The 14,175-nt window shown below is 45.6% G+C and carries 16 protein-coding genes; 9 read left to right on the forward strand and 7 right to left on the reverse strand.

Annotated features, from left to right (window positions below):
• Positions 1 to 18 precede the first annotated feature (18 nt).
• The gene (locus Q7V32_RS10760) at positions 19 to 507 is read left to right on the forward strand and encodes an ATP-dependent zinc protease (protein WP_304896981.1); all 489 of its coding nucleotides are present in this window, start codon (positions 19 to 21) and stop codon (positions 505 to 507) included.
• 171 nt (positions 508 to 678) lie between these two features.
• On the opposite strand, the gene Q7V32_RS10765 is transcribed toward Q7V32_RS10760, so the two are convergent.
• Together Q7V32_RS10765 and Q7V32_RS10770 are read right to left on the reverse strand one after the other, a co-directional pair.
• Positions 679 to 1,860, reverse strand: coding sequence for an NnrS family protein (locus Q7V32_RS10765; RefSeq protein WP_304896982.1), 1,182 nt, complete (start codon positions 1,858 to 1,860; stop codon positions 679 to 681).
• Positions 1,857 to 2,648: a ferritin-like domain-containing protein gene (locus Q7V32_RS10770; RefSeq protein ID WP_304896983.1), complete on the reverse strand. Its 792-nt coding sequence runs from the start codon at positions 2,646 to 2,648 to the stop codon at positions 1,857 to 1,859. Before Q7V32_RS10770 ends, Q7V32_RS10765 begins: the two co-directional genes overlap by 4 nt.
• A gap of 16 nt (positions 2,649 to 2,664) precedes the next feature.
• Between Q7V32_RS10770 and Q7V32_RS10775 the strand changes: the two genes are divergently transcribed.
• The 3 genes from Q7V32_RS10775 to Q7V32_RS10785 all read left to right on the forward strand — a co-directional run bounded on the left by Q7V32_RS10775 (position 2,665) and on the right by Q7V32_RS10785 (position 4,716).
• The gene (locus Q7V32_RS10775) at positions 2,665 to 3,030 is read left to right on the forward strand and encodes a VanZ family protein (protein WP_304896984.1); all 366 of its coding nucleotides are present in this window, start codon (positions 2,665 to 2,667) and stop codon (positions 3,028 to 3,030) included.
• 224 nt (positions 3,031 to 3,254) lie between these two features.
• Positions 3,255 to 3,854: a GNAT family N-acetyltransferase gene (locus tag Q7V32_RS10780; RefSeq protein ID WP_304896985.1), complete on the forward strand. Its 600-nt coding sequence runs from the start codon at positions 3,255 to 3,257 to the stop codon at positions 3,852 to 3,854.
• Complete coding sequence (locus tag Q7V32_RS10785) at positions 3,844 to 4,716, forward strand: carbon-nitrogen hydrolase family protein (protein ID WP_304896986.1); 873 nt, start codon at positions 3,844 to 3,846, stop codon at positions 4,714 to 4,716. Before Q7V32_RS10780 ends, Q7V32_RS10785 begins: the two co-directional genes overlap by 11 nt.
• 10 nt (positions 4,717 to 4,726) lie before the next feature.
• On the opposite strand, the gene rpoS is transcribed toward Q7V32_RS10785, so the two are convergent.
• The 3 genes from rpoS to Q7V32_RS10800 form a co-directional block, all read right to left on the reverse strand.
• Positions 4,727 to 5,710, reverse strand: a complete 984-nt coding sequence (gene rpoS / locus Q7V32_RS10790; protein ID WP_304896987.1) for an RNA polymerase sigma factor RpoS — start codon at positions 5,708 to 5,710, stop codon at positions 4,727 to 4,729.
• A gap of 41 nt (positions 5,711 to 5,751) precedes the next feature.
• Positions 5,752 to 6,510 (reverse strand): peptidoglycan DD-metalloendopeptidase family protein, encoded by a 759-nt coding sequence (locus Q7V32_RS10795; protein ID WP_304896988.1) that lies wholly within the window; start codon positions 6,508 to 6,510, stop codon positions 5,752 to 5,754.
• Positions 6,511 to 6,623: 113 nt separating this feature from the next.
• Positions 6,624 to 7,052, reverse strand: coding sequence for a DnaJ domain-containing protein (locus Q7V32_RS10800; RefSeq protein WP_304897107.1), 429 nt, complete (start codon positions 7,050 to 7,052; stop codon positions 6,624 to 6,626).
• A 294-nt stretch (positions 7,053 to 7,346) separates the two neighbouring features.
• Here Q7V32_RS10800 and mobB point away from each other — a divergent pair, with 294 nt between their 5' ends.
• Both mobB and glp read left to right on the forward strand, forming a co-directional pair.
• Positions 7,347 to 7,877 carry a molybdopterin-guanine dinucleotide biosynthesis protein B gene (gene mobB, locus Q7V32_RS10805; protein WP_304896989.1) on the forward strand — a complete coding sequence of 177 codons (531 nt, stop codon included), beginning with the start codon at positions 7,347 to 7,349 and terminating at the stop codon, positions 7,875 to 7,877.
• Complete coding sequence (gene glp / locus Q7V32_RS10810; RefSeq protein WP_304896990.1) at positions 7,870 to 9,120, forward strand: gephyrin-like molybdotransferase Glp; 1,251 nt, start codon at positions 7,870 to 7,872, stop codon at positions 9,118 to 9,120. The genes mobB and glp overlap by 8 nt, the downstream gene beginning before the upstream one ends.
• Positions 9,121 to 9,129: 9 nt before the next feature.
• Here glp and Q7V32_RS10815 read toward each other — a convergent pair whose 3' ends face one another.
• Both Q7V32_RS10815 and Q7V32_RS10820 read right to left on the reverse strand, forming a co-directional pair.
• Positions 9,130 to 9,453, reverse strand: coding sequence for a rhodanese-like domain-containing protein (locus Q7V32_RS10815; RefSeq protein WP_304896991.1), 324 nt, complete (start codon positions 9,451 to 9,453; stop codon positions 9,130 to 9,132).
• Positions 9,444 to 10,622, reverse strand: coding sequence for a pyridoxal phosphate-dependent aminotransferase (locus Q7V32_RS10820; protein ID WP_304896992.1), 1,179 nt, complete (start codon positions 10,620 to 10,622; stop codon positions 9,444 to 9,446). Before Q7V32_RS10820 ends, Q7V32_RS10815 begins: the two co-directional genes overlap by 10 nt.
• 113 nt (positions 10,623 to 10,735) lie before the next feature.
• Here Q7V32_RS10820 and dksA point away from each other — a divergent pair, with 113 nt between their 5' ends.
• The 3 genes from dksA to acs are packed head-to-tail and all read left to right on the forward strand — an operon-like array spanning position 10,736 to position 14,061.
• Positions 10,736 to 11,170: an RNA polymerase-binding protein DksA gene (gene dksA / locus Q7V32_RS10825; RefSeq protein ID WP_159655814.1), complete on the forward strand. Its 435-nt coding sequence runs from the start codon at positions 10,736 to 10,738 to the stop codon at positions 11,168 to 11,170.
• A 29-nt stretch (positions 11,171 to 11,199) separates the two neighbouring features.
• Positions 11,200 to 12,102: a tRNA glutamyl-Q(34) synthetase GluQRS gene (gene gluQRS, locus Q7V32_RS10830; protein ID WP_304897108.1), complete on the forward strand. Its 903-nt coding sequence runs from the start codon at positions 11,200 to 11,202 to the stop codon at positions 12,100 to 12,102.
• A 21-nt stretch (positions 12,103 to 12,123) separates the two neighbouring features.
• On the forward strand, positions 12,124 to 14,061 hold the full coding sequence (gene acs / locus Q7V32_RS10835; RefSeq protein WP_304896993.1) for an acetate--CoA ligase: 1,938 nt from the start codon (positions 12,124 to 12,126) through the stop codon (positions 14,059 to 14,061).
• Positions 14,062 to 14,175: the final 114 nt, after the last annotated feature.

Consider the following 14,175-nt stretch of genomic DNA (forward strand, 5'->3'; position numbering starts at 1 on the left):
GATATCCAGCAGAATACAATGAGCTCACCGGAAACAGAACTGACCCACCTGGGCTGGCGAGAATGGGCTGCCCTTCCCGACCTGAATATCCCCCTGATCAAAGCCAAAGTTGATACTGGCGCTCGTTCTTCAGCGCTTCATGCGTTTATGGTTGATCCTTATAAACGTGGCGGGAGCCATTGGATCATGTTCGCCATCCATCCTTATCAAAACAGAACTGATATCATTGTGGAATGCCACGCTCCAGTCCATGACCGGCGAGTTGTATCGGATTCAGGTGGTCATCGCAACCGCCGGTACGTCATAAAAACCCAGCTGGTTGTTGGTCAAAAATTAATGGTAGCCGAGCTGACTTTAACCAATCGGGACACCATGAAATTCAGAATGTTATTGGGGCGAACCGCAATGCGGGGCCACTATTTGATTGATCCGCAAAAGTCTTATATCCAGGGAAAACCCAGCCATTCTCAATTTGAAGGTGAAAAAGGGCTCGGGGGAGCTTTTTGAGAATGTCGGTAGCAGGGATGCTGCCGTCAAGCCCGCATGGAAGGGTTTACGGCGTTCCTCGAAAGGCTTTTCCCTGCCAAAAATGAAGCTGAAAATATCAAACCGGGAATTGCTGGGGGAAACCCGAAATCGTTTCAGCTTCCTTAAAACCGGGCAATATTCTGCTTAAACCTAACCGGGTTTTCCGTCTTCTCTGGGTGCAGCCAGAATAGGCCCATAGTAATACAGAAACAGTGAGAAGGCTGCCAGCCAGCATAAGATTGACAGATAAAGCATCTGTCCATACCAATCAGGAAGTATGGCGGGCATGATCACTCGGGCAAACGCTGACAGATTAATCAAGACAAAAGCGATGGCAATGACATTGGATGTTTTAAGTATTCTACCGGTGTGACCTAAGGTAACCCGGGCCATCATACCCATTGTCAACACCCCTATTCCACCGACTGTAAATGCATGCATTGGTATATAAGCCGGTATCAAACCATAGGCAGACATGCCTACCAGCACAAAGCCTAAAATAATCCAACCGTAGCCAACATATAAAATCCACAATAAGGGAACGTACCAAATACGATGTATGTACCAGCCAGCAACTCTAGCCAAGTTGGCTATAACAGCGCCAACGACAGCGATGATTAAAACAGCGCCGCCAATATCAAACATTTGCAGAACAAAAACGCTCACACCGGTTACTACCGACAACACATCCAGCAGGGGACTTCTGATGGCCATGGTACCCGACAAGCCTTTTTCTGTAAAAAAAGGAAATACAATGCCTGCGATGACAAGAATCATTGTAATAATGGTATAAACGAGAAGCTGTATACCCAATTGACCGACATTGTCTGCCATACCCAATTGTTCGACGTGTATCAATGTGTTGGCTATTGCCATTACCAGCAGCAAGCCCATAAACACAGTACTTCGGCTATCTCGCGCAGCTAAAACAGGCTTGACCAGAGCCGCTATCAACACAGGCAAAAAAGCCCAATCGACTATGGCGATCATCAAATCCGGCAGCAATCCTGAATAAAAAGGCACAATTCGACCGTAAAGCCATAGCAAACAGAGTCCTGCCAATTGATCGCCGCTTAGCGTGGCCTGACTCGTCCAGTTTCTTATCGCAGTCAATAAAAAACCGGCTATTACAGCCGACGTATAACCCATCAGCATCTCGTGAGCGTGCCAACCGGTTAATTGAAAATAATTCTTGAGTTCTATCTCTCCCTTGAATAAGCCGTTCCATAACGTGATTAAAACTAATGCCGATAAAACAGCTAAAGCGAAAAAAGCTCTGAACCCAAGACTAAACAGTGGATAGTCAAATATTTTTTCTTTGTGATTATTCATTTTTCCAGCCAGTCAAGTTCCGCCTCTGAGAAGCCTGCCATTATACGCATTTCTCTATTAAATGGACCTTTGGGTTTCCCCATCTCGTAATGTCCAATCAATTCAATATATTTTTTATCGGGCGCCAGTGTTTGCCGTTCGCATTCAAATCTAAACCATTTTGTCCCCAACTCAACATGACCGATTTCATCATTTAGAATTTTTTCCAGAATAGCCGCACTCGTTGCATCGCCGATGCTTTTAAATTTTTCGACCATAACCGGCGTCGCATCAAGCCCTCTCGCCTCCATGCAACGGGGCACAACAGCCAATCTTGCCAAAAGATCCTCCGCAGTTTGCAGGGCATGTTCCCATAAGCCTCCGTGCGCAGGCAGATCACCGTAATCACTTCCCCTGCTGACAAGATGCTCACGAATCATGGAAAAATGCTGAGCCTCTTCTTCCGCAACCATCAGCCAGTCTTTATAGAAAGATTCGGGCATATCGCGAAACCGGTATAGCATGTCCCAAGCCAATGAAATAGCGATAAATTCGATGTGTGCGATAGCATGAAAAAATGCCGTTTTACCTTCCGAAGTATTAAAAGACCTCTTGGGCATATGACGTGGCGACATTAAGATCGGGCGCGGCGGAAATCGAACCTGATCGATAGCCATTGGCGAATCGGACGATTCAAAGCATAATTCCCCTCGTTCAAATTGCTGCCAGGCCAAATGGGTCCACTTTAGCTTGCCCTCAATGGAGTCATCACACAAGCAAAGCCTGGCTATATCAAATATGTTTTTCATTCTAAACCGATTAAAAATGACTCAATTACTGGATACCTTAGCACTGATTATTTACTGCTCTTTTATATACTGGCTTTCAGATCAGCCATCAGTGCCTGTGCCTATGTGGTTTGACCATCAGGACAAGCTATATCACGGTGGCGCTTATTTTATAATGGCTATACTTACATGGCGATTATTTAGGCACTTTACCGCAAAGCCCTGGCTGATTGGAATTTTAGCCTTTATTTTTTGCAGCTTATTTGGCTTATCCGATGAATGGCATCAATCGTTTGTAGCCGGCCGATATGCTGATTTGGCAGACTGGCTGGCTGACAGCGTTGGCGCAATGATAGGTATAATGGTCATCTATCGATTAACATCCCGCACCCGAATCCGCTAAAATAGCAATTTCGCAGAGATAACCCTATTGTCAGCAATTCCCAGATAGATAATAAAAAGGGTAAGTGCAAGCTTTGCGGGGATGTCGGCAGCAGAGATTGGTTTACGGCGCTCCTCGCAAGGCTTACGCGAACCTTCAATGCTACAAACTGGGAATTTCTGCCGTGTTGTTTATCAAAGGCGTTAAAGCCTGAGTCGTTATATAAATTCAATATCTTACATTTTATGTCACAAAATATATGCATTGAACGCTGGAGCGGGAAAGCTCTGGAAAAATACATCCCGGACCTCGCACGCTTGAGAATTGAAGTATTTCATGACTTTCCCTATCTATATGATGGCGATTTCGAATATGAGAAACGATATCTTCAAACTTATATAAATTGCCCGGACAGCGTTATTGTTTTGGCTTTTGACGGCGATAAAATTATCGGGGCTTCCACAGCAATCCCGTTAAAGTATGAAACAGATGAAGTCAAAAAGCCTTTTGTTGAAAAAGGATATAACGTCGATGAAGTCTTTTATTGCGGCGAATCGGTATTGAACAAAAATTACCGGGGCTTAGGAATTGGCGTAAAGTTTTTTGAGCAACGGGAAGCGCATGCAGCTGATCTGGGTGGTTTTAAACATGTCTGCTTTTGCTGTGTAGAAAGACCCGCTGACCATCCCAGACGACCGGCCGATTATGTTCCGCTGGATAAGTTCTGGAACAAACGCGGCTATGTCAAGCATCCTGAATTGCAAACAACCTATTCATGGAAGGACCTGGATGATGACGCTGAAACTCCCAAACTTATGACATTCTGGTTAAAACATGACCGTTAAAATTGCTACCGCTCAATACGACATCAGTTTTTTGAAAAGCTGGTCCGATTATGAGCAAAAAATCAACCAGTGGGTGCAGCAGGCAGTCGAAGAAAATGCGCGTATCCTGTTATTTCCGGAATATGGCAGCCTGGAATTAGCTTCGCTATTTCCGAAAGAAATATACAGCTCGCTAGAAAAACAGCTGTCGGAATTACAAACGCTGCACGAAAGATTCGTTAATCTCTACCAACAGCTTGCCAGCCAGCATAACTGCTACATTCAAGCCGGGACATTTCCGGTCAAACTTGAGTCTGGGGAATACCGTAATCGCGCCTATTTATTCATGCCGGATGGCTCCTATGATTTCCAGGACAAGCTACAGATGACTCGTTTTGAGAATGAACAATGGCTGATTAAAAGCGGAACGGAATTGAAATGCTTTGATACCGATTTCGGAAAAATAGCGATAAACGTCTGCTATGACAGTGAGTTCCCTTTGCTTGCCAGAAAACAGATTGAGGCCGGCGCCAACTTGATACTTGTGCCCAGTTGCACGGATACGCTAGCAGGATACCATCGGGTTAAAATTGGCTGTCAGGCCAGGGCTCTGGAAAACCAGTGTTATGTTGTGCAATCACCAACAGTAGGCGTTGCATCTTGGTCTGAAGCAGTGGACATCAATATCGGTGCGGCGGCTGTTTACACCCCTGTCGACAGAGGATTCCCGGATAATGGGATTGCTGCCATGGGCGAGTTGAATAAAACCCAGTGGGTTTTTGCTGATTTATATCTGGAAAACATCGCTAAAGTCAGAGAGGAGGGCCAAGTCTTTAACTACAGAGATTGGCCTTTACAGTCCCGGTTTATTAATCCGCTGTAAATCCTCTCCCTTAATGAAAAATTGACTCGAAGGAATAACCGCCAAACTCTAATATTTCTTTGAGTCTTTTCAGTGCATCCATTTGAATTTGTCTTACTCTTTCGCGTGTTACGCCCATTTCCTGAGCTACTTGTTCAAGTGTGGCATATTCGTAACCACAAAGTCCGTAACGACGGCAAATCACTTCACGCTGCTTTTCTGAAAGCTGATAAACCCAGCTTGTCACATTATCTTTAATGCCTTCTTCTTGGAGCGTTTCAGAAGGAGACATGCTCCATTCATCAGTCAGTGAATCTAACAATGGCTTATCGAAATCTTTACCGGCCGGCACATCAACTGAACTGACGCGCTCGTTAAGTTTCAACATTTTTTCAACCGTTTTGACCGGTTTGTTGAGATGTTCGGCAATATCTTCGGCTCTAGGTTCGTGATCCAGCGTTTGCGCGAGTTGTCTTTGCGCCTTGAGATAGGTATTCATTTCTTTGACGATATGAATCGGCAACCGAATGGTGCGGGTCTGATTCATAATAGCGCGTTCAATCGTTTGTCTAATCCACCAGGTTGCGTAAGTGGAAAACCTGAAGCCACGATCGGGATCGAATTTTTCAACCGCTCTTATCAAGCCAAGATTCCCTTCTTCTATCAAATCCAGTAAAGGTAAGCCTCTGTTTAAATAACGGCGTGATATTTTGACAACCAGTCTTAAGTTGCTCTCTATCATTATCCTGCGAGCGTTTTCATCACCTCTTAATACTCTTCTGCCATACATTTTTTCTTGATCAGCAGTAAGCAGTTGAGATCGCCCTAACTCATTCAGGTAGAACCGGGTAGCATCGAAATTTTGATCATTTTGGGATTCATCACTCAAAACCTCATCAATTATGGGCTCTTCAAGCAAATTCATTTCCTCTTCGATGTCTTCATCGTAGGGCAGAATATCGCCTATTGAAGCTTGAGCGCTAAGAGGAATGACTTCAATTAGTTCTTCTTTCATTTTTAACCTCCAGGTTATCGGTTCTTGCCGTATAGAATCTTTCAATTTACCGGTAGATAATAAAGCGGATCAACCGGATTTCCGTATTGTCTAATTTCAAAATGAAGCGATGGCTTGCCCGACCTGGACATACCAACTTTTGCAATAAACTGAGCTTTCTCAACATCCTGGCCTTCACTAACCAGTAATTCCTTGTTATTTGCATAAGCACTCATATAAATTTCATCGTGCTTTATGATCAGTAAATTTCCTACTCCTTTAGGACCCTTGCCGCTGTAAACGACTGTCCCGCTCTCTGCCGCTTTGACTGGCTGATCGATATAACCGCTGATATCAATTCCTTTTTTACCGGACTGTTTAAAATCTTTTACAACCATTCCGGTAATCGGCCAGTGCCAGTGCAACTTTAACAGTTTTTTGTTATCTGTTGAAAATGTGGGCTTTTTTTGTGACGCAATTCTCCTTTTGTTTTCAAAACTCTGCTTCTCCTCAAAAGGATTTTCGAATGGATCACTTTGAACCTCAAGGACTTTTAATCGCTGTCCATCATGCAAAAGATAAGGCGGCTGAATGTGATTCCATTCGGCAAGCTGGAAATAACTCACACCAAAACGAAGACCTATCCTATAAAGGTTGTCTCCTGATCGGACTGTATAAAAAGCGCTTGTTTCGGGAAGACTATCTTCTTCGAGTTCCGATCCGGATTCTCCTTTAGTTTCAGATGATTCCTCAAAGACCACACTGATAGAGTCCTCATAAAAAATATTTTTTGCACAAGCGCTGCAAAAAACTATCAACAATATGAAGCTTCTACTGAAAAGTGGTTTTATTCTGCTAAATGATAACGACTCCACAAATTCTCGTTTTTACCAGTTAACAGGAGGCCGGGCTTTAATTGAGAGGAATTGTTTGCTCATGATTTCAACAATACTTCTTTTGCCTGATTTATTTTTGCAGCCAAATAATCGCTACCGCCACGATCGGGGTGCAACTTTTGCATGAGTTTTTTATGAGCACTGATGATTTCATCCCTTGAAGCGCCAATTTGCAATCCCAAGATTTGGTAAGCTTCTTCTTTAGTCACCGACCCTTTAAAATGCGAATAGGTTTTATGTTTCTGGTCATGCTCTTGCTTACCGCCACGATATTGAAACCATATTCGCTGAATGACTGGCGCATATCTGGCAAGCAAGGGGGCTGCGCGCATTAAGCCCGAAACAAGAACACCCAAGGCAGCCAACAACCAACTGAGCCGCCCAGTGACTGCCAAATACAGCATAATAAATACAATTAAACCGAGACCTGCGGTTTTGATATGTTTATTGAGCGTCTCTTTTGGCATCTTTTGCAACGATCTCAGGCCAAAAAAAATCATCAAAACCAAAACCAAAACTAAGTACACCCGAATCAAAAAATTCTCCAACGATTTAAATGAACTTTTCCTTGATGCCAAAAATTCACAGCGTTAACCGCTACTTGAATAGCGATCATCAAAAATGCATAGCCATTATCATTACCCATTCATCAAAATGAATAAGACCTTAACATATCAAGTGTATGCCTGATATTGTTTAAGTATTATATTGATACTATATCAGCCCAATCTTTTTTTCGACCCTTAATCAATTGACATAACATGCAGCATGCCGTCATACCCATCATCGGATTCGCCGCTTTCAGCGGAACCGGCAAAACCACGCTTCTTACTCAACTGATCCCCTTATTAAGTCAAGAAGGTTTAAAAATCGGTTTGATAAAACACAGTCATCATAGTTTCGAAATCGATCAGCCCGGAAAAGACAGCTTTCGACTAAGAAAAGCCGGCGCTGTTTCAGTTCTGCTTGCGTCTCGGAACAGACGTGCAATCATCACTGAAATCGATTCCGAACTAGAACCCCGACTGGACGATCAATTGAAAGTTCTCGATCAATCTAACCTCGATTTGATCCTGGTCGAAGGATTCAAAGCAGAGCACTTTCCAAAAATAGAGCTGCACAGACCCGCACTCAATAAACCTCTGCTTTACCCTAACGATCCCAACGTCATCGCAGTCGCATCGGATTCCCCTTTGACTTTGCCTAACAACATGACCGGACTTGATCTCAATCAACCCGCTGAAATCGCTGATTTCATCTTGAACTGGCACAAGGAGACATCGCATGATTGACTTATGCAGCCTCGATTCTGAAAAGCTTCTGAGCCTGGACCACGCGCTAAAGAACATAATCAATAGCGTGAAAGCCGTTTCCGGCACAGAGATTATTCAATTGCCCGATGCTTTAGGAAGAATACTTGCACTAACGGTTACATCGCCAATCGATCTCCCATATGAACGTAATTCGGCAATGGACGGTTATGCTTTTGACAGCACTGAAGTTAATCTTGAATCCTCATTTAGCCTCCAACTTGCCGGTACTTCCTGGGCAGGCAATCCCTTTGTAGGCGTGATTAATAAAGGCGAATGTTTGCGGGTATTTACCGGAGCGGTGGTGCCCGGACAATTGGATACTGTTGTTATGCAGGAACAAGTCAAGGTTATCGATAATAGGGTGCATTTTCCTGCTTCAATCAGATCCGGTCAGTTTATCCGTCCGGCAGGAGAAGATATTAAAGCAGGAGAACCCCTGATAGAAGCAACCAAGTGCTTAAGCGCCGCTGACATCGGTTATTTGGCTGCTGCCGGGATTCATCACGTCCGCGTGCGTCGCCCCCTCAGAATTGCTTATCTTGCGACAGGCGATGAGTTGGTTTCGCCTGGCCAACCCCTGTCTTCCGGAAAAATCTTTGAAAGCAATCGCAGCCTTTTGCGCTCGCTGCTAAACGACGCCGCTTTTACGATAACGGATCTGGGCATTATCAAAGATGACAAATCCGAACTTAAAGAGACATTACTCGACGCTGCCGACAATCATGACGTGATCATCAGCACCGGCGGCGCATCGGTAGGCGATGCCGACTTTATAAAAGAAATACTGGATGACTGCGGCCGTGTCGGCTTTTGGAAAATTGCGGTTAAACCGGGAAAACCCTTTGCGTTTGGCTGGCTAAAAGACTGTGTCTTTTTTGGCCTTCCCGGTAACCCGGTTTCCGTCATGGTTGCGTTTGATAAAATAGTTATGCCCGCTTTACGGCAGATGATTGGCGCTCGACCGACCTCAGCGCTCAGAATTCAGGCCGTAAGCACCGAAAACATCAAAAAAGCGCCGGGAAGGCAGGAGTTCATGCGGGGCATTTTGTCATTCAGCGAAGATAATCGCTATGAAGTTAAATCGGCAGGCAACCAGGGCTCGCACATTCTCAGCGTCTTGAGCCGGGCCAACTGTTATATTGACTTACCGGCAACAAGCCGGGGCGTGACAGCCGGCGAATCCGTTTGGGTTGAGCCGTTTTCCATCCAAATTGAACGCTAAGCCCCTGTATCAATATCGCTTGATAGTGGGATCACATTCTCTTGACCAGGCATCAATTCCGCCCGCAAGATTCAACACTCGCTTAAACCCATGATGATCAAGAAAAAAGGCCGCTTGCTGACTTCGGATGCCATGATGACAAATGACGACGACCTCTTTAAGAGGATCCAATTCATTAAAACGCAATGGAATCTGATTTAGAGGAATAAGCTGACTGCCCTCAATTTGGGCATATTCGAATTCATGCGGCTCTCTCACATCCAATAAAAAGGGTGAGTCTTTTTCGCCTAAACGGACCAGTAAATCGGTCGCTTCTATTTGTATTACTGCCATGATGGATGCCTGTTAATAAATCGTTCAATTCTGGCAATGGCCTCAGCCATTCTTTCAATGGATGTCGTATAAGCCAAACGAATGTATTTATGGGCATTATGCTTGCCAAAATCCTTGCCAGGCGTAAGTGCCACGTATTCTTCTTCCAATAAATCCTGCGCAAACTGATTACTGTCTCGGGTAAATCGGGAACAGTCGGCATAAATATAAAACGCGCCTTCAGGCTTTGCAGTAATCATGAAACCCAGTCGCAGTAAATTATCATACAAAAAGTCCCTCCTTCGCTCAAACTCCCTTCGTCTTGATTCCAGCTCGGCCAACGTAGAAGGATCAAAAGCTGCGAGGGCGGCTAGCTGAGACAGCGTTCCGGTGGCAATAAAAATATTTTGCGCCAATCGCTCAGTGGCTTCTATATAGGCTTCAGGAACAACCAACCAGCCTATTCGCCAACCGGTCATACCAAAAAACTTGGAAAAACTGTTGATAACAAACACATCCTGGCCAAATTGCAGCGCTGTGTTGGCATTCTTGCCATAAACCAGACCATGATAAATTTCATCAGAGTAAAAAGCCCCATTTTGCTGCCTGACAACCTGTATCATTTTTCCCAGCTCGTCTTCCGGGATCAGCGTTCCGGTTGGATTGGATGGCGATGCGACTAAAACACCGGCACAGGTCGAAGACCAGTTTTTTTGAATCAGCGCGGCACTTAACTGAAAGTCGGTTGCCGCATCAACCGGAATGGTAAAAGCCTGACCGCCGAAAAGCCTAACAAAATTACTGTTGCAAGGGTAACAAGGATCAGCCATCAGAATTTTATGATCCGGATTCAAACTACAGCCTAAAGCCAACAAAAATGCGCCCGAAGCACCCGGCGTCACAAATATCTGTTCCTGCTTTACCATGACACCGTAATGTTGGCCATAAAAACCGACAATTTGTTTTCTTAACTCGGTCAGTCCTGCGGCCGGCGTATATTTTATCTGTCCTGAAGCGATAATAGGTAAAATGGAATTTGAGATAGTATCTGGCGTTGGAAAGTCAGGTTCGCCTATCTCCATATGAATCACATCACATCCTGTTTCTTCTAATTGTTTAGCTCGCTCGAGAATCGCCATTACGTAAAACGGCGAAATGTCATCCATTCTTTTAGCGCATTGATTTATCATTGTTTTGAATCTATTATTCACCGGGCGGAAATAATAGCAATAATCCTTGCTAAGCGCCCGCTATTCTGATAAAAATGCGCAGTTTTTTATTTCATGCTTTTAGGAGTCAATGGATGAGCGATAGCAATAAAACTGATACATCACCGTTCAGTTTTAAACCGTATGAAGAGGTAGAAGGCGAAGAATACATGTGCGAAGCACAGGCTCGTCATTTCGAAACCATACTGAAGAACTGGAAATCAGATCTGATGAAGGAGGTTGATCGAACTGTTCATCATATGCAGGATGATGCTGCAAACTTCCCCGACCCCAATGACAGAGCGACTCAAGAATCTGAATTCAGTTTAGAACTTAGAACGCGTGACCGCGAACGTAAACTCATTAGAAAAATCGAACAAGCTTTAAAAGATATCGAAAGAGGCGACTACGGATACTGCGAATCCTGCGGCATTGAAATCGGCATTCGCCGCCTGGAAGCAAGACCTACAGCCACGCTATGTATCGACTGTAAGACCCTGGATGAAATTCGAGAGAAACAAATGGGATAAACCCCTTAAGCAAGTCAACTCCCATTTATATTGGCCGGTTCGCGCCATCGCCTACCGGCCCTCTCCACTTAGGCTCACTTTATACCGCTTTGGCCAGCTTCCTTGATGCGCGTCATCATCAGGGCAAATGGTTAGTTAGAATTGATGATGTCGATATCCCCAGAAATGCTCCCGGTGCTGCCGACCTTATTCTAAAAACGCTGGAAGCATTCGGATTACACTGGGATGAAACCATTTATTACGAAAGCCGGAATTTCAACCAGTATGAATCAGCACTGGCAAGACTCAAGGCTTTGAATCTTCTTTACCCGTGCACCTGCAGCAGGAAAAATCTGGCTGACTATGCCCAACATCATGGCGGCGGAGACCGGTATCCGGGGATTTGCCGGGATAAAAACTTCCATGAACAAAACGATTATGCCGTCCGCATTCGAACTGATGGCGCCTTTATTGAATTCATAGACCGATTACAAGGGGGTTTCTCCGAGAATTTGAACGCAGTGCATGGCGACTTTATCATTAAAAGGAAAGACCATTTATTCGCCTACCAACTGGCCGTTGTCGTCGATGATCAGGCGCAAGGCGTTACGCATATCGTAAGAGGCATTGATTTACTGGACTCCACCAGCAAACAGATTTTTTTGCAGACGCTTCTGGGCTATCCCCTCCCTTATTATATGCATCTGCCCATATTGGTTGATCAAAAGGGTCAGAAACTGAGCAAACAGACCTATGCCCAAGCCGTTGATCAACGCAATCCAGGCCCCGTATTATTTCATTTGCTCCAATTGTTAAAACAAGCGCCACCTGAAGAGCTTATCGATGCATTGCCTCAGGAAATTCTGCAATGGGGTATTTCTCATTGGAATCCTGCTCCATTACAATCATGGACTCAACTATGCCCATCCAATGGTTTTGTCGGGCTCAACTAATTGTCGAATCAAGGATCCATCATGTCCGAAGCTAAAACCTATCCAATTCGCCCTGAAATAGCCGCTCATGCGCATATCACAGAAAAGACCTACAACAGCCTTTATCAGCGGTCCATCAATGATACCGAGGCCTTTTGGGCTGAGCAGGCGCAGCAATTTCTAAGCTGGGACAAGCCTTTTGAAAAGGTGCTGGACTACGACTACCTAAAAGGCTACACACGCTGGTTTGAAGGCGGCCGTCTCAATGTCAGTACCAATTGCCTGGACCGTCATCTTGAAACGCGCGGCGATCAGGTCGCCATTATTTGGGAAAGTGATAATCCGGCCAATCATAAAACCCTGACGTATCGCCAGCTTCATGAGCAGGTTTGTAAATTTGCCAATGTGTTAAAAGCTCAGGGCGTCAAAAAAGGCGACCGCATTTGTATTTATCTGCCGATGATTCTGGAATCAGCTGTGGCAATTTTAGCCTGCACGCGTGTTGGCGCCGTTCATTCAATCGTATTTGGCGGATTTTCATCTGATTCCCTGAGAGACCGTATCCAGGACGCTGATTGCGGTGTTGTAATTTGTGCGGACGAGAGCATTCGCGGCGGCAAATCAATGCCTCTTAAAGCAGGTGTTGATAAGGCTGTTGACCATTGCCCCTGCGTCAAACAAGTGATCGTCATCAAAAACTCAGGCAATCCGGTAGCATGGCATGCTGAACGAGACATCTGGTATCACGAAGCCATGGCTCACGCATCAGCAGATTGCCAGGCAGAACCTATGGACGCGGAAGATCCGTTATTCATTCTCTATACTTCCGGCTCGACCGGCAAGCCAAAAGGCTTGCTGCATACCACCGGCGGCTATCTGCTTTATGCCGCCATGACACATAAGTATGTGTTTGATTACCACGATGGCGACATTTACTGGTGTACCGCCGACATAGGCTGGGTAACAGGTCACTCCTATGTGATCTATGGCCCCTTGTGTAACGGCGCCACAACACTGATGTTTGAGGGCGTGCCGACTTACCCGGAAGCGGACCGGTTCTGGCAGGTCGTCGACAAACATCAGGTCAACATTTTTTATACCGCACCCACCGCGATCCGAGCTCTTATGGCACAAGGCGACGAATTTGTCACCCGAACTCAACGCTCCAGCCTGCGTATTCTCGGCACCGTTGGTGAACCGATCAATCCGGAAGCCTGGGAATGGTATTACCATGTAGTGGGCAACAGCCGCTGCCCTATCGTCGACACCTGGTGGCAAACGGAAACCGGCGGCATTCTGATAACCCCCCTGCCCGGCGCCATAGCGCTGAAACCCGGCTCAGCCACATTGCCGTTTTTTGGCGTGATACCGGCAATCGTCGATAATGCGGGCAACATACTTGAAGGGGAAGCTGAAGGCATCTTAGTCATCACCAAACCCTGGCCAGGCCAAGCCAGAACTGTTTATGGCGATCATGGACGCTTCATTGACACTTATTTCAAAAACTTTCCCGGCTATTATTTCACCGGCGATGGCGCCAAGCGCGACAAAGACGGCTATTACTGGATCACGGGCCGGGTCGATGATGTGATCAATGTTTCAGGACATCGCATGGGTACCGCAGAGGTGGAGAGCGCATTGGTGCTGCATGAAGATGTTGCGGAGGCCGCCGTTGTCGGCTATCCGCATCCCATCAAAGGACAAGGCATTTATGCTTATGTGACGCTAAATGTAGGTATTGAGCCTAGCGAGGAATTAAGACAGGAATTGATTCAACTGGTCAGAAAGGAAATTGGCCCCATCGCTCATCCCGACATTATTCAATGGGCTCCGGGCTTGCCGAAAACCCGTTCCGGCAAAATCATGCGCAGAATCCTGAGAAAAGTCGCATCTAACGAACTGGACAGTCTGGGCGACACATCAACGCTGGCGGATCCGTCTGTCGTAGACGAAATCATCGATCACAGAGCCAACAAGTAATGGCTAAAAAAGATCAAACCTGATTCCATGGCAAAGCGGCTGAATAAATCACGGAGCATTTATTCAGCCGATTAACACCGCTTATCATCCCTTCCGGCCCAACCCATCATGGAT

It is taken from the genome of Methylicorpusculum sp., from assembly GCF_030651835.1.
Lineage (GTDB): Bacteria > Pseudomonadota > Gammaproteobacteria > Methylococcales > Methylomonadaceae > Methylicorpusculum.